8 protein-coding genes are annotated in these 16,979 nt (G+C 41.5%); all 8 read right to left on the bottom strand.

All coding sequences use genetic code 11. The features are described 5' to 3' along the window. Positions 1-9: 9 nt before the first annotated feature. Complete coding sequence (locus K6V21_RS04290) at positions 10-951, bottom strand: tRNA-dihydrouridine synthase family protein (protein WP_217715240.1); 942 nt, start codon at positions 949-951, stop codon at positions 10-12. Between the two features lie 34 nt (positions 952-985). Continuing rightward, the gene (locus tag K6V21_RS04285) at positions 986-2,113 is read right to left on the bottom strand and encodes a glycoside hydrolase family protein (RefSeq protein ID WP_060407859.1); all 1,128 of its coding nucleotides are present in this window, start codon (positions 2,111-2,113) and stop codon (positions 986-988) included. A 299-nt stretch (positions 2,114-2,412) separates the two neighbouring features. Continuing rightward, on the bottom strand, positions 2,413-3,927 hold the full coding sequence (locus K6V21_RS04280; protein ID WP_060407860.1) for a RagB/SusD family nutrient uptake outer membrane protein: 1,515 nt from the start codon (positions 3,925-3,927) through the stop codon (positions 2,413-2,415). A gap of 25 nt (positions 3,928-3,952) precedes the next feature. Then, positions 3,953-7,036, bottom strand: a complete 3,084-nt coding sequence (locus K6V21_RS04275) for a SusC/RagA family TonB-linked outer membrane protein (RefSeq protein ID WP_224320940.1) — start codon at positions 7,034-7,036, stop codon at positions 3,953-3,955. Positions 7,037-7,205: 169 nt separating this feature from the next. Further along, positions 7,206-10,109, bottom strand: coding sequence for a chondroitinase family polysaccharide lyase (locus K6V21_RS04270; protein ID WP_224320939.1), 2,904 nt, complete (start codon positions 10,107-10,109; stop codon positions 7,206-7,208). Between the two features lie 124 nt (positions 10,110-10,233). Then, positions 10,234-11,850 carry a RagB/SusD family nutrient uptake outer membrane protein gene (locus tag K6V21_RS04265; protein ID WP_217715234.1) on the bottom strand — a complete coding sequence of 539 codons (1,617 nt, stop codon included), beginning with the start codon at positions 11,848-11,850 and terminating at the stop codon, positions 10,234-10,236. Positions 11,851-11,871: 21 nt separating this feature from the next. Further along, positions 11,872-15,057, bottom strand: coding sequence for a SusC/RagA family TonB-linked outer membrane protein (locus tag K6V21_RS04260; RefSeq protein WP_224320938.1), 3,186 nt, complete (start codon positions 15,055-15,057; stop codon positions 11,872-11,874). Positions 15,058-15,223: 166 nt separating this feature from the next. Beyond that, positions 15,224-16,783 (bottom strand): sulfatase-like hydrolase/transferase, encoded by a 1,560-nt coding sequence (locus K6V21_RS04255; protein WP_217715230.1) that lies wholly within the window; start codon positions 16,781-16,783, stop codon positions 15,224-15,226. Positions 16,784-16,979 lie beyond the last annotated feature (196 nt).

The following is a 16,979-nucleotide window of genomic DNA, read 5'->3' as shown; positions in this document are numbered from 1 at the left end:
GAACAATGATTACCCCAACAAGCTGCGGACTGCCGCCTGGTAAGTTTCCAGCTTGTTGGACTTATGAATTGCCTTTTTTGCCTTCCGGTCTCCGTCCGGCATCAGGTATTCCCAGAAGTTTTTCATCTTCGTCAGCAGTTGTTTGTCTCCCCCTTCCAGAAGATTGCCATACTGGGCAAATACGTCAGCATGGAACAATCTGAGTCTCTCCTGCATATCCTTTTCGGAAAGCGGATGTCCCTGTTGATACTCCAAAGCTAAGGCGGGATTAGCAAGCAGTCCGCGCCCTATCATGATACCTGCCAGTTGTGGAAAACGTCCGCAGGTAGCCTGTATATCTTCTACCGTAAGTAAATCTCCGTTATAAATAAGTGGATGACGACATTCGTTGTAGAATGCTTCAAAGCCTTTTAAATCCACTTCCCCTTTATATTGTTGTTTTCCCAATCGGGGATGCATGATGATATGTGTCAGTGGCAGTTCATTCAGCAAGGGTAGCAAAGCCAGACATTCTTCCGGGTTCTCCCAACCCAACCTCATCTTGACAGAGAACTGAAGGTCGGGGTGATTCTTTATGGCAGCAGTCAGCAACTCCCGTACCTCTTCGGGATGAGGAAGCATGCCTGAACCATTGTGGCGTTTAGCTAAAAGAGGGAAAGGACATCCCAGATTTATGTCCACATTCTTATATCCTTTTTCGATGAATAGGGCAATTATCTGCTCCATTTTGTCCACATCGGGAGCAATGAGTTGCGGAATAAGCTGCACGCCACGGTTGTTTTCCAGAGTAATCTCGCGCATATCTTTTTTTCGGATTTCTCCGTGCTCTACACGTACAAAAGGAGTATAATAGCTCTCTACACCGCCGAATATACGGGCATGCGCTTGTCGGTAAATAGCCTCGGTGTAACCTTGCAGCGGGGCAAAATGAATGGGGAGGGTACTCTGCATATCAATCAGTTATTCAATATTTCTGCAAAGGTAACTATTTTAGCGGAATAACCATGTTCCAGGAACGCGTCCCGTTTTCAAATTCGCCCGGACCATCCATCGTTGCAAAGAATATAAATGTTGGCTTGCCGTCCTCAAAAAGAATGAATGGACGTTCCAATTGTCCTTGTTTGGTTATTGTGCCGTTTTCCCACTCTACTGTTTTTGAGTATGCTTTCGGGTCTTTATCAACGGTCCAGTTAATGCCATCTTTAGAATGTGCCATAACACCACCTCCTTTTTCACCTGTAAATTTAGCTACATGATCCTTAAAGATGGCATGGTAGCCCTTGTCGTCTTTCCAAAGAAAAGGATCTTCCGCTTCTCCTTGTCCGTCTATCTGGAAAATGGGTTGCTCATTGTTTAATATCCGGTAAGGGCCTTCAATAGTCGGAGCATAGGCGATTCCTAAAGCCATATTTGAATACTTCCCGTCTTCCAGATGCTTGCGCCCTTTGAAAATCATCATGATAGAGCCATCTTCCTGTACGACTGGCGAGGGATTGGAGGTCAGGAAACTAAAGAAAGTATTGGGTTTTGTTTTCAAGATAGGTTCATCCAGGCGCTTCCATGGTCCGTATGGTGAATCGGCAACAGCCAGTCCGATGCGCTTGTTGGAACGTGCTACCGTACACCAGGGACTATCGAGTGTCAACTGGTCATACGTTGGATCTGCGAAGGGATGGGTGGAACCCATATAAATCAGATAGTATTTATGATTGTATTTCACTATCCGTGGATTGTGCGTAGAACGTCCGTCCCAATACTGTGCACCACGTGCCGGCAGTGCTACTTCACTAAACTGGTAAGGTCCTTGCGGTACATCCGATACGGCATGTACAATCTCTGAAGCCACCATCCAGCCGGGATGAAAGGGAAGCGATTGGGGAAAGCGGGATACGAACATATGGTACTTGCCATCGTCCCCTTTTACCACGGAACTTCCCCAACTCCAATAACCTTCACTCTCAAAAGCAGGTGTTTCTATTGCTTTGCCCAACCGATGGAATAATGGGTTCTGTGATTTCTGCTTTAATTCTATCAGGTTATCAATCTTCTGTGCACGAAGTAGGTTGATTGAAGAGAAAAGTACCAGTGCAAATAAGAAATAATTCTTTTTCATGGTTGTATGCTTGTTTAATATTATACTTTAAGCTCTATTATCTGTGGATCTTATGAGTGTAACAAAGATAATCTTTATTTTATTTCTTGAAACTCTTTTCATGAACTCTTGTACAATAACATACGGTTTATTGTATGATTTAGATTGCTTCTTCTTTCTCTTTTTTAATCCATGTGTAAGAAACAGAAGGGAGAAGAACCTCACGATCCCTCTCCCTTCATACACATATCAAATTGATTAAGGTCTATTTGATTTATTTGATAATAAGGTTAGAAGTATGTGTAATTGTCTCCTGTTGATTAATATCCTGCATTGTTAGTCCAGCCAGTAAGCTTGATCTGAGTAGAAGGAATTGGGAAATAGTAATGGCTATTAGCTTTCATAAGCGATGAAGGATAATATTTAGATTTGAATTCACCCACCTTTTCACGACGTACCAAGTCGAACCAACGTTTGTATTCGGCTAAAAACTCGTAACCACGTTCTGCAAATACGGCTTTGTCAAATTCCTCGCTATTAGTCGTTGTGGTCAATGTAGATACACCTGCGCGGGTTTGAATATCTTGCAGGCATTTTAAGGCTGTGGCGTTAACACTGCCTGTAGCTAAATTAGATGCTTCGGCATATCTTAATAATACGTCTGCATATCGGTAAATGGGAGTAATACCGTTAGATTGCGCACTGTTACCTGCTACTCCTTGATTGTAATCTTGGTATTTGGCAATACAAGGATATCCGTCTTGACTGTCCTGCCATTTTACGGTTGTTCCGGCAGCTGTGGGCCATTCAGTCATGTAATTGAATTCTTTCCGTGCACCTTCCGGATAGGTTGCCATATAGTCAGGATTGGCATAATAGTCTGCCCAACCGGCTTTGACATAGTCTCGTGGGTAGAAAGATTTGCCATATTGGCTTGCAACTTTGTTAGCAACAGAATTGTGTATAGCGAATAAATGTTCATTAGCTTCTTCCTTTTTGGCTTCTTTCCATAAGTCACCATATACTGGTGTCAGGGAGAGTCCGGAATGTTCTATAATATCCAAAGAAACTTCTGCAGCTTTCGCATAATATTCTTTACCTAACTTTAAAGGCCAACCTGCCATAGTCATGTAAACATCGGAAAGGAGTGCTTTTGCTGCCCATTGTGAAGGTGTGGAACTAAATCCGCTACGACTCACTGTAGGTAATGATGCACATGCTTCAATCAGATCGGGAACGATAATTTTATTATAAATATCAGCTACAGCGGTACGTGGTTGATATTCGATGGCTTCGGAGCTATTTGTGACGTATGGAATGTCTCCGTACATACGTACTAAATAGAAATAACTCAAAGCGCGCATGAAACGGGCTTCTGCCACAACAGCTTTATATCGTTTCGCTATTTTTTCGGAGGCTTCCTTTTCCTCAGCAGTTGCGCCACTAATTTCGGGGATAGGAGTACCGGCAATCAGTGTATTGGCACCGGTGATAACATTCCAGAAATTAGCCCATGAAGTATCCCAGTCTGCAGTGTTGGAACTTATACTTGGATTTAACTGGATAATGTAATCTAAGACATTATTAGGTTTAGGGGAGCTTACCATCTGGTCTGCTGCACAATCAATACGCATCATGCGGCAACAGAAGCCATAATTACCATTCCATAAATTCTTATAGAGACCTGTTGCTGCAAGCTCTACTTTACTAATGTCTTGCTCTATACCATTATATTCTTCCTCTGTGATGAATGATTTGGGATATTGATCTAAATCAACGCATGCAGTAGTTAATGCTATGCAGCATCCTAATGTTATATATGCTAATTTTTTCATATGTTTTTTATATTATCGGTTAATATTAGAACGAGAAATTTACACCTAACAGAAAATTACGGCTATTAGGGTAGCAGCCCCAATCAACGCCGGATACTAATGGACTACCGAGAGTTGCTTCCGGGTCAAGACCGCTATAGCTTGTTATCATGAAAGGATTCTGTACAGAGAAGTAAAGTCTCAAATCATTGAGGAAAACTTTATCACATGCTTTTTTAGGTAGGTTATATCCTAAAGTTATACTCTTGACTTTTATAAAATCGCCTTTTTCTACAAATCGACTATTAAATCCAGTAGTAGTCTGGTTGAGTTTGACAAATCCTGGAATATTGGTGTTTTCATTTTCTTTGGTCCAACGATTTAAAAGTGCACGTTTAGGAGTAATAACATCCGTATTGATACCTGATACTGCATTCCCGTAACCTGATTGATCTGTTACATTATAAATATCGAAGCCGTGGAAACCGATAATGAACAATGAGAGATCGAAGTCTTTATAACGGAGAGTATTATTCCACCCCCAGTTAAAACTGGGCTGTCCATTACCTATGATACTTTGATCATCATCATTGTAAGTACCGTCATTATTTGCGTCTAAGAGTTTTTCCTGGCCTGGCACTACTTTATAGATAGAAGCATAAGTACCTTTTGTTTCCACTCCATTCTTGACTACAGTGACCTCTTGATTTACTTCGTCACTTTTCCAGACTCCTAAGTTGGTATATCCCCAAAAAGTTCCCAGCTTTTCTCCTTCAATCATTTTGAATACTTTGTTCTCATATTGACCTGCTTGGATTTGAGTACGATCTAATGTAGGGATATTTTTGAAAGTCCCTTTGTTGTGAGATAGAGTCACGTCTGTATGCCAGTTCCAATCTTTACCATTTACCGGATCTGCACCAATTGTGATCTCAAAACCTCTGTTCTGAATTTCGCAGGCATTTTTTAAAAGTTTATCCCAACCACTGTGGACAGGCTGTTGTACCTCTAATAAAACATCTTTAGATAATTTGTTGTACCAGTCGGCGGTTAATGTTAAGCGCCCATTGAAAAAACCTAAGTCTATACCTGCATTGATTTGATCATTACGCTCCCATTTTAAGTATTCAGCTGCCGGACGTCCGACTGTGTAAGAAGTTGAGCCGTCTGCGTTTTGGGTAGGTACCATTTGAGAGAAAATACGGTAAGGCTCTATTGCTTGGTTACCTACAGAACCATATCCGATGCGTAACTTTAACTGGCTAATAGCTTTTACGTCTTGCATAAATGCTTCCTGCTTGATATTCCATGCTAATGCTGCAGAAGGGAAATAATCCCATTTATCTTTTAGGCGTGAGGAACCGTCGGCGCGAATGGAAGCTGTTACCATGTACTTATCCATTAGAACATAGTTTACGCGGAACATTCCGGAAAGCAATGTATTGATTATACGCTCTGAACTTGCATTCTGGCTGTAAGAGTCAGCTAAACTGTTAGCACCAAGACGTTCAAAATACATGTTATTGGCTACTCCTTTTAAAGTGAAATTGTTGCTATAGGACTGTTCTAAAACAGCAGTTGCATTGATACGATGATTTTTATTAAATTCTTTGGTATAATTCAAGGTATTGGTATTTAACCAGCTCCAATTAAAAGCACTGTTGGCTGTAGCCTGCGTTCTGGTATTTTTAAAGTAATAATAACTCTTGGCATTGTCAGAGCTTGTTGCTAATGAATTAGTAAATGTTACTCCTAACTGAGTACGGAAAGTTAATCCATCGATAATATTGAAATCCATATAACCTTGGAGGTTGTTTACCAGCCTGCGAGTATCTCCATCAATTTCGTTAATATATCCCATTGGATTATAAGCAGGATTCCCACCAATAGCATAAATGTTGTTATATTCTCCTTTTTCATTTGTGGGAGAAGTAGTATTGGGAAAATTAATAGCAGAAACGAGTAAACCCTCATATTGAGTCATACGTGGTCCTGAGGACACATTTAGATTACCATAGATATTCATGCCGACTTTCCACCATTTTTTCAGTTTAGTATCAACTTTTAAGCGCCAGTTGAATGCATCATTTTTAGAATTCTTGATAGCTCCTTCTACACTTTCATAACGGAGAGATGCCAAGAAGTTTGTTTTTTCACCACCACCCGCTATTGATACTTCATAGTTCTGAGCTACTCCTGGAGAGTTGAAAATATGATCTATATAATTATATCCTGCTTTACCACTTGAGAAAGCTGCTATTTGATCAGGAGTATAATATACATGAGCTTCTTTTCCTTGGCTTTCGTTATATTCTTTTCCATATGCGTTGGCCAATTGAGCGAATTCTGCCGGAGAAAGGAGGTCAGGCTTGCTGATTACAGTTTTCAGATTTACAAATGCATTGACAGATACGGTTAAGCGATCCTTGTTTGGAGTTTTTGTTGTCACTAAGATTACGCCATTGGCGCCACGAGAACCGTAGACGGCTGTAGCTGAAGCATCCTTTAAGACTTCAATGGATTGGATATCAGCAGGATTAAGAGCTTTTAAAGAACCACCGATAAATCCATCAACCACTACCAGAGGTTCACTGTCCGCAGTAATAGAGTTGATACCACGGATACGAATTGTCTGATCGCTGGAAGGATCGCCTGCGCTGACAACTGATACACCTGCCATACGTCCCTGCAGGGCATCCGACACATTACCGGAAGGTGTACTTTTCAATACGTCTCCTGCTTTTACAGAAGCAACCGCACCAGTTAAATCGCTTTTACGTTGTACGCCATAACCTACAACTACTACTTCTTGAAGTAGTTGGGTATCTTCTGCTAATTTTACGTTGATAGAGGTTTTTCCATTTACAGCGATTTTCTGTGTCTGATAACCGATGTAGGAGAATGAGAGAGTTCCGTTAGAAGGAACATTAGTGAGACTGAATTTTCCGTCAAGGTCTGTAATACATCCATTAGAGGTTCCATCTACAACTACTGAGGCACCGATTACAGGGCCAAAGTTGTCTGTCACTGTACCTGTTACTGTGATTTCCTGTGCATTTGCCTGCGTGGCAAATAGTACACAAAGTAACATAATACCAAATGCTTTTAGGAAGCAAGATTTTTTTTCCATAAATATTAAATTTATTAATTAGTAATAAGGTTTTTCTTCCGTGATGAAAGAGTCGAATCACATTGCAAAAATATGCGATTAAAACAGAGGAGACTTTCGTTTATAGTTCGTAAATAGTACGAATCTGTACATACTTATGTGCTAATCATTATTCTATGGCTTTTTAACCCTATTGTGGGAGATTAATTAGTGTTATTTCTACAGGTTGTCCATGTTGGCAGTAAACAGTGAGATTTGTACTATTGGCTTTATAAGAGATTTCCGTTTGTTTACTATCCTTTGCTGGTTTCCATAAGCCTTTTAACTCCAGTTGTTTCTTTATGATGCGGCTGGGCTCTTTGGTTGTATAAGTCTTTTCGCTAATGTTCAGATTTGGGTCACAAACACTTAGAATGATCTTATCATTATCATTCCGGTACATTACCATTGTTTCAGCTGGTATACTATGGAATAGTTTATCAGTCTGTGATTCGAATGATTCAAATAGTACATAAGCGGTAATGCCAGTTTTGTAATCATGAACAATGTGTGCATCATTATCGCGTTGCAATACTTCATAGCTTTGCAATACTTGCTTTTTTAATTCTTCATCAGTAGGTTGTATCCATATCATGTATTCGTAAGTTGCATTGTTTGGAGCTTTGCCGTGATCAATCCATGAGGATGCGAAAGTGCCATGGGTGACAGCACGTGTTTTCTCATGAAGTGATTTTTGTTCCGCTATCTGAACTTTTATTTCTCCATCCTTGACAAAATAATAATTATTATAACTGTCTTTGATGCAGGTGGGCTGCTCTGCTTTGCAATTAATTGTTTGATAGAATCCTACTTCTTTATGTTCATCTCCATTGATATGAATGCTGCTTATGCCTTTGTGGAAGAGGCTCTGAAATAAAGTTGTTTCTGTAGAATAGTTGTTATTACTATTTTTAATCCCACTACCTAAACATATCATCCGGTTCTCAAAACAGAAGACTGATTTGCGGGCTACGAAATCTGGAGTAAAGTTTTTCAGTTCACGTTCCATCAGTTTTGTAGCAAACATGCCGTTTTTACCTTCGAGAGAACTACTGCCTGAAAAATTTTCTTTAGAATGAGCCATGGTGGTTCCCGGTAGTGGACTGTCGAGCAACTCGAATGGTAAATGGATGGTTGTAGTTCCCGGCAGGCGATTCCAATCCCACCCGTTCTCATCGTAACCGCTGGCAAGGCGTGAAGGGTATCCCATAATTTGGACGGAACCATAACTTTGGTAACGTCCATAACGGTTATCTTTTCGATAAATCTCAGATCCCCAGACGTCAGTGGTATAACCTTTTAAGGTTACCATCCAATCGCTTCTCCGGAAGATACCTGCTGCCCCATAGTTATATACAAAGAAACCTTGTGGAGCGGAGGTGGGAGCAATGCCCTGCGCTTTGAAATAACGTGCTTCGGGGGTATCCTTTTCGCAAAGCCGCAGATAGTCTGCTGCCAGATGGTGGTCGAAGGCATTGCCTTCTCCTGATAAGTCTCCTGATAGGGCAAGATAAGCAAAAGCAGCTATGTCATCCGCCTTCATCGAGCCGCCGAAAGGGTGCCGTCCACTAATACCAATTCCCCATTCATATTTATTAGAGTAGTTACGCATGGCAATAAAGGCAGATTTCAGAACTTGACGAGCCTCTTCGGTAGGTTCATAGGCGGTATTATTGGTTAAGGAAATAAATTGGCCTACCATGGCGAGTACTCCTGTGGTATAGGCTGGATAGAAACCGCCATGGTGGAAAGTGGTTCCGTCTACTTTGATACCTCCGATAGTGCCCGGAGTGTATTGAAGAGAAGAGGATACCCAACGGGAAAGGCCTTTCAGTGCGCGTACTCGTTCCCGCTTGTCAGTGAATAGTAGTGCTGAAACTGTTTTGGCCATTAAAAGAGTATGCCAACTGTCCAGTAATTCATCTCTTCCGTATTGGTAAGGTTGGCGGGTTTCTTGTAAGGCAGACCAGAAAATGAGAGTGGTTAAGATATTCTCCCGGTTGGGAGCCTTCCAAATAGCGTCGCGCATTAACCAGGCTGTAGTATAAATTTTCCGTACCTGATATCCATAGTGATGATTGGTTCCCATCCCGCTACCGAAAGCGAATCCTTGGTCTATGGCGAAGTCCCAGACGGTGAAGTAATTCTGGTGGGAAGTTTCCGAATGATTGTAATAAGCATCGTAGGCAAATCCGGAGAGCATTGTTTCCAAGTCATTCCAGGATATTTCTCCTTTGGAACGGTTCAGCTCATCGGGGGGCAGGATAGGAGCACCTGTGAATCCTGTCCCAGAGCGTTGAATATTGGCTTTCTGAAAAACATCGTATGCTTTGGAAACAGCTTCTTTTGGTGCTTTCTGAATATCGATGGCGGTGGTTAACCGCTGTTCTACAATACGGAGTTCGTCTTTTTCTGCTTGATTGAGGGCGGAAGGTAATGGAATATCATACTTATATTGTTCCCATTGCCAAACCCGGCACCAATGCCACAGGTCGCGATACGAGAGGGAGTTATTGTAAGGCATCTGTAAATCGGGGGTAGTACGGTCGTTCATCTTTTTTACAGGGAAAGTCAAACGGTCTAGAAATATACGGCCTTTTCGTTCAGGGGCTACCAGCCGATAGCTTGCTATTTCTTTATTTTGTTTATCTCCTTTCATGTGTTGGAAGCCAATCCAGCAAGCGCGCCAGCCAGCCGATGCCAATCGGAAACTGAACCAATAAGATATATCTCCTTGGGGAGAAAGAAACTCAAAACGAATAGAATCTTGCTGGGGAACCTCGTTATAAATCCATAAAGTTATTCCGTATGAATTTTCTATTCGCTCATCAAGGGTGAGAGGCTGTTCCAGAGATACATTGAGTTTGGAACCGGAGCGGAAATCCCATTCCAGGCTTTGTTTCCCTTCTTTATAGTACTGAGTAGATAAAGTTATTTTTCCTTTATCACTTGTTTGAAACTGTTTGGGAATTCCAGTCTCAAAACCTATCAGTTGGGCAAAGGATACTTGACCGCATAGCAGTACAAGAATAAATAATAAGTGTTTTTGGGTCATCTGGTATATTGTTTTTAAGTTTGATAGAAAGAAGGAGAGGAACCTCACGGTCACTCTCCCCACACATATCAAATTGATTAAGGTCTATTTGATTTCATTTTAAGGTTAGAAGTCATGTATATTGCTATTTCTTTGGATTCCAATAGCTGTTTTGTTCTAACTTGGTATTCACAGACAGTTCTTTATTGGGGATTGGCAAGAACTGGTGTTTGTTCTGAGTACTTTTGGTAAAACCTTCAGCACCGCTTCTGTTTGCCTTTTTGGTTGACCAACGTGCATCTTCAATAGCATTTGCCAAGTTCTGACTGATGGTCTTTACATAAATACCCCAACGGATCAGGTCATATTTACGTAATGCTTCGAAGCAAAGTTCACGTCCACGTTCATCACGAATTTCTTGGCGAAGTTCATCTACAGAAATTGTTTCCGGCAATTTACCGATTCCGGCACGCGTGCGTACTTCATTGATGGCAGATACGGCTAGAGTGGTAACCCCTTTGGATTCTAATTCTGCCTCTGCCAGCATTAAAAGAACATCAGCGTAGCGTAAAATGGGGAAGTTTTCTTCAGTGAAATTTTTGTGCTGAGGGGTACTCTTTTCCCATTCACGGCGGAATTTACCGCAACAACGTTCTACAATAGCTGTTTTGCCCCATGCTTTTTCTGTTCCATTGGCGGCAATTTGGTAAGGAGCCATAGCCAGATCACGTCTTATGTCACCAGGATTTTTTTCGTATAGATCCCAAAGGATGAGTGAACCGGCATAAAAAGCGGCGCCATATCCTTTTCCACAATTTGCATTTTGCATATTACCGATTTCATTACCCATACGACCCTCTGTATATTTACCGTCATCACGGGTACCGATGAATTCCGCTTCCCACATACTTTCATTATATACAGGATCGTATTGGTCGGAAGCCATCATTTTCCAGATAGCATAAATATCATTTTGATACAGCTTGTGCTTCTTGGAATCATAAACAGCTTTAGCATATTTGGCGGCTTTTTCATAAAAAGGCTGTCCACCTTCGCTTGGATAACCGGCGCGCCACAGGCATACGCGTGCCAAGATACCCTCGACAATAGTTTTCTTTACATGAGAAGGCGATTTATCATATTCTTTGTCATCTACCATGTCGATGCAGTCTTCCATTTCCTGGATAATCCAGTCGAGTGCTTCTGCATGGGGAGTGGCAGCTTTACTACTCGTAGCTATGTCTGTAACCGTTTCTGTACGGATAGGTACTTCATACCATCCTTGTACCAAAAGGAAGTGATAGTAGGCACGCAGAAATTTGGTTTCGCCTTTGATACGCTGTCTTACATACTCTTTATCTGCGGGAAATTCAGCTTTATCAATGTTATCAAGTAACACATTGGCATTATTAATACCATCGTAAAGATCTGTCCATGTATCGAAAAGTTGTGCATTGGCAGCATCATGAGTATTGCAGACCGCACCGTGGTTCTTTACTGGATTTCCATCAAATTCGCGGGCAAAATAACTTAAATCATCTGTGTTGGAGAACATCAGTGAATAATTATTGCCGTAAACAGTCCCTTTTACCAGGGTATAATATACTCCGGCTAAAGCCATTGTACAATCTTTCTCATTCTGGTAGAACGTTTCAGGAGCCACAAAATCATAAGGCTTTGTGTCGAGGAAGTCACATGAAGCCATTGTTACCACGAGTGACCACAAACATACCTTTTTAAAGAGATTTTTTATTTTCTTCATATTCGTTTTTCAGTTTAGTAATTAGAAAGTTACATTTACACCAAGTGAAGCATTGAATGCACGAGGATAAGCCGACCAGTCAAAACCAGGAGTCAACACAGAGTGACGTGTAGAAACCTCAGGATCTGAACCGGAATATCCCGTAATGGTAGCGATATTTTCAGCAGAAACGAATACCCTTGCTGCACTGATACCTATTCTCTTCAAAGTCTTGGCATCAAAGTTATATCCTAAAGAGATTGTTTTCAATTTCAGGAATGATCCATCTTCTACGTACAGTGAGCTGTATTCATCAGCACCAACTGCTCTTACACGGGGGATGTTGCTGGTAGGATTGCTTTCACTCCAGCGATTCTTATAAGATGCGAACTGGTTCAACTGTTTTTTAGCTCCTGGATTTTCCATTACGAGACGATTCACATTGAATATATCATTACCGTAGCTCCATTGCAAGAAAATATTTAAATCCCAGTTTTTATAGACAAAATTGTTAGTGAAACCACCTGTATGCAGTGGATGTCCGTTGCCAATTACTGTCCGGTCATTATCTGTGATCAGATTATCTTCGCTGCCATCGACGTTCTTATATTTTGGATCACCGGGTTGGCAACCATCTTTAAATTTAGGAACTCCTGGTTTCAGTTCGTAAGTTTTCTTCCCGTTTTCATTGATAGTGATATTGAAGTCTTCTTCTTTATATGTTCCATCATATACGAAACCATACATTTTACCGGCAGATTCGCCTACCCGACTGACATAGGCTATCTGATTTCTGAATTTCTGATCCCAGCTGATGTAACTTGTCATCTGTTCCTGTCCGTAGTTCAAAGACAAGATTTTATTTTTATTGAATGCTATATTGAAGCTGGATGACCAGGTAAAGTTCTTATTCTGTATGTTAGTACTTTCTAAAGTAACTTCAAATCCTGTATTGCGTAACTCTCCAATGTTAAGACGGGTAGTAGCATAACCGGAACTGGCAGGAGTATCGGCATTCATCAGCAGATCTTTGGTTGTTTTGATATAGTAGTCAATATTCAGGTTTAAGCGTCCATCCAAGAAGCCTAAATCCAAACCAAAGTCATATTGCTCGGTCGTTTCCCATTTTAGGTTAGGATTAGCAATGCTGGAAACATAGTATCCTGGATAGAAAGTGCTGTCCCAAGGATATTTGTAAGTGTTCTCACTTGCATACAAGCGAGCCATGTAATCATAATCTCCAATACGATTGTTACCTGTGAGACCGTAGCTGACACGCAATTTACCATTAGATAGCCATGTAAGATTATCTTTTACAAAATTTTCACGTCCAAAAGCCCAAGCCAGTGAGCCTGAAGGGAAATACCCCCAACGATTGCCTGGTGCAAATTTGGATGAACCATCAGCACGCATGGAGAAAGTAACGTAATATTTTGAATCATAATTGTAGTTTAAGCGTCCCAAATAAGACATCAGAGCATTTTCTCCCTTAGAAGCGCTGACAACAGGAACATCACCATTTCCTAAGCCAGCCATGCCTAATGATTCATTAGTAATATGAGAAACGCTGACATCATGATAGTAGCTGGTGTTTTTCTGGAAAGTAATACCCAACAGGGTGTTTAGATTATGTTTTTTCTTGTTGAAAACATAACTCAACGTATTCTCATTCAGATAGCTTCTGCTTTCTGATTGATATAGATAGGCATTGACTCCCTTACTCTGAGTATTATTCGGATGACTATTACCGGTACGTGTTTGAGAATTGTTGAATTCTTCGTTCTTATAGTCTTTGCCTGTATAGCCGGCTGTTACTTTTAACTTCAGGTTCTTGATGATTTCCCATTCTACACCCAAATTAGCTTGCAGGGTATTTGTAATCTTACGGCGATATTCGTTTTGTGCAGATTTTACCGGATTGAATCGATAATCATTGTTTATATCTACATCTTCGTCATAAAGTTCTGCCAAAAGGTCGGAACCGGAAGGGGAAACAGGGCGGTAGCCCCATACACTGTACATTAATGAGTTGGAAGACTGAGAAGTGTTGATAGATGGATTAGGACCATTCTGAGTAACACTGGCATAGTTAACATTCGCATTAACTTTAATGCTCTTGTTGATTCTTTGATTCAAGTTGAAACGACCTTGATAGCGATTTAAATCGGAACGTATAATAACGCCTTCTTGGTTGCTGTATGACAGAGATGCGGTGTAGTCCATTTTGTCCGTACCACCGCTTAAAGCAACGTGATGGTTATGACTTAAAGCAGTACGATAGATTTCATCTTGCCAGTTATAATTCTTCATTGTTTTATAATCGTCAAGTGTCAGTCCGTTCTTTAAATAAAAGTATTCAAATTCGTCAACCATTTCACCGTCTACTTCTTTTGTATTGCCTGCCATGATTTCTTTCTGCATACATGCAAAATCATAGGCATTCATGACATCCATTTTGTTTCTAACAGTACTAAAACTTACGCTACCGTTATAGGTAACCATTGTTTTTCCGGCTTTGCCTTTTTTAGTGGTAATGATAACGACGCCATTGGCACCACGGGAACCATAAATAGCTGTGGCTGAAGCATCTTTTAGTACGTCAATTGATTCGATGTCGTTTGGATTGAGCGCGCCCATACTTGAGCTTTCCATTGGAAAACCGTCAATAACATAAAGAGGAGCAGTACTTTGGGTTAATGAGCCGGCACCGCGAATAACAATATTGAAGTTATCTCCTAGGCCACCGTCGGAAGAAGACACCTGAACACCTGCTATACGTCCGCCTAGAGATTCGGCAATATTGTTGATAGGAGTTTTTGTCAGGTCATCCATATTGGCTTTACCGATAGAACCGGTTAAGTCGCGACGCTTTACGTCACCATACCCCACTGCCACAACAACGACTTCATCCAGTTGTTGAGCATCTTCCTTTAAATTAATAGTGAATTTCGTTTGATTGTTGACAGCAATCTCTTGTGTCTGGTAACCTACAAAAGATACGACTAAAGTACCTTTTGAAGGTACATTTGTTAATTTGAAGTTTCCATCCAAATCTGTAATGCAACCATTAACGGTTCCTTTTACCACTACGGATGCACCGATAACAGGACCTAAGTTGTCGTTTACAGTACCAGTAACTGTTATTCCCTGTGCTTTTGCTTGTGTTGCAAACAGAACAAAAAGTAACATGATACTTAGCGCTTTCAAGAGGCTTGATTTCTGTTTCATAAATATTAAATTAATTAGTTATTAAAAAAGGTTGTTCTTTATCGTTAAACGACTCGAATTCCAACGCAAATGTATGCGATTGGATAGAAGTCTACTTTCGTTAATAGTTCGCAAAAAGTACGAATTTGTACATTCTTGATAAAGAACCCCCGTTCTGTACGATTCCTTACTTTATTCCTTGGTTCTTTCCGGCCTTCACCTGTTCCAGTAGTGCTGAAAGCTCTTTTACCATCTCCGGATGTGCTGCTGCAACGTTATCTTTCTCCGACGGATCTATGGAAATATTGTACAGTTGGGGCTTTGGATCATTCCCTAACTCCATTTTAGTCCAGTGTTCGATGGCGGGCTTATCACTTGGCTCGATGTACTTCCATGTTCCTTGAATAATCGATAAAGTATTGTTCAAATTCTGCTGTACTACATAGTCGCATCCGGTATTGTCTTTCCCTAAGAAAGTGGCCAGTTGGTCACGGCTGTCGGGAGCAACAGTTGCAGGTGTAAGCGGATGATTCAGTAACGCGGCTAAAGAAGCATACACATCGATCATAGAGAATAGAGCTTGCTGTTTGCAAGGCTGAATACCGGCAGGCCAACGTACAATAAAGGGAATACGTGTTCCGGCTTCATAGGCACTGTACTTTCCACCACGGTATTGCTTCATAGGAGTGTGACCGTTCAGCAGTTCGAGGGCCTGATCCTGATAACCGTCGTCAATGACAGGGCCGTTATCACTACAGAATACAAAGATGGTGTTATCCGCAAGGTTCAGACTGTCCAGAGTATTCATAATCTCACCCACAGTCCAGTCCAGTTGCAGGATTACGTCACCACGGGTTCCCATACCGCTCTTTCCGGCGAAACGGGCGTGGGGGACGCGTGGAACATGTACATCTTGCGTACCCATGTACATAAAGAAAGGTTCGTCTTTATGCTTGATAATAAAATCTTTTGCTTTACCTGTGATTACATCTGCAATGTCCTCATCCACCCAAAGAGCAGATTTACCACCGGTCATCCAACCAATGCGGGGAATACCATTCACAATCGTATTGTTATGCCCCTGGCTGGGTTTCAGCTTTACAAGTTCCGGATTCTCCAATCCGGTAGGCCAGTCACCCACTTTGTGGTTATAGTTGACGGTAATGGGATCGTTGGGATCTAAACCTACTACATGTCCGTTTTCAACGAATACGCAAGGTACACGGTCAACCGTGGCGGGAATGATGTATTCGTAATCAAAGCCTATATCCTGGGTATTAGGCTTTATCAGATGATTGAAGTCCGTACCACCTTTGGGACCGAGTCCCAGATGCCATTTGCCTACGGCACCGGTGGCATAGCCTTCTGCCTTGAACATATCGGCCATAGTGACACAGGCTGTGTCGATAATCAGTTCAGAGTTACCCGGAGCGATTCCCGTGTTCTCCTGTCGCCAGGGATACATGCCCGTCAACAGACCGAAGCGGGAAGGAGTACTGGTAGAGGAAGTGGCATAGGCATTGGTGAACTGTACACCTTGTCCGGCAAGGCGGTCGATGTTGGGAGTGCTTATCTTGGTAGCGCCATAGCAACTCAAGTCACCGATGCCCAGGTCGTCGGCAATCAGATATATTACATTAGGTTTCTGACGGGTGTGGTCGGTGGCTTCTTTTTTCGATGGATTTCCGCATCCGGCTATCAGGGCTGCGCCCGGGAGAAGAGACCATAAAGGGGAAAATTGTTTCATAGTTCTTTGACTTTAGATTGTTATTTCTGAGGTCAAAGGTAATGGCTTTCTCCGGATTATGTGTATAATGAAGTACAGGAGAAGGGCGAAAATGTACAAAGTTCAATGCCGTAATGAGGGCGAATCTATTGCCAATTCCGTTTCATGGTAGTGACACTTCTGTTCCACCGTATTGGAGCGTTTGTTTCTCAGGCAA

Source organism: Bacteroides cellulosilyticus (assembly GCF_020091405.1).
Classification (GTDB): domain Bacteria; phylum Bacteroidota; class Bacteroidia; order Bacteroidales; family Bacteroidaceae; genus Bacteroides.
The sequence above is the reverse complement of the archived record's forward strand: the minus strand, read 5'-3'. Positions and strand labels throughout refer to the sequence as shown.

Coding starts and splice junctions, on each gene's coding strand:
- K6V21_RS04290 (WP_217715240.1), bottom strand. CDS start 951: ATGCAGAGTACCCTCCCCATTCATTTTGCCCCGCTGCAAGGTTACACC.
- K6V21_RS04285 (WP_060407859.1), bottom strand. CDS start 2,113: ATGAAAAAGAATTATTTCTTATTTGCACTGGTACTTTTCTCTTCAATC.
- K6V21_RS04280 (WP_060407860.1), bottom strand. CDS start 3,927: ATGAAAAAATTAGCATATATAACATTAGGATGCTGCATAGCATTAACT.
- K6V21_RS04275 (WP_224320940.1), bottom strand. CDS start 7,036: ATGGAAAAAAAATCTTGCTTCCTAAAAGCATTTGGTATTATGTTACTT.
- K6V21_RS04270 (WP_224320939.1), bottom strand. CDS start 10,109: ATGACCCAAAAACACTTATTATTTATTCTTGTACTGCTATGCGGTCAA.
- K6V21_RS04265 (WP_217715234.1), bottom strand. CDS start 11,850: ATGAAGAAAATAAAAAATCTCTTTAAAAAGGTATGTTTGTGGTCACTC.
- K6V21_RS04260 (WP_224320938.1), bottom strand. CDS start 15,057: ATGAAACAGAAATCAAGCCTCTTGAAAGCGCTAAGTATCATGTTACTT.
- K6V21_RS04255 (WP_217715230.1), bottom strand. CDS start 16,783: ATGAAACAATTTTCCCCTTTATGGTCTCTTCTCCCGGGCGCAGCCCTG.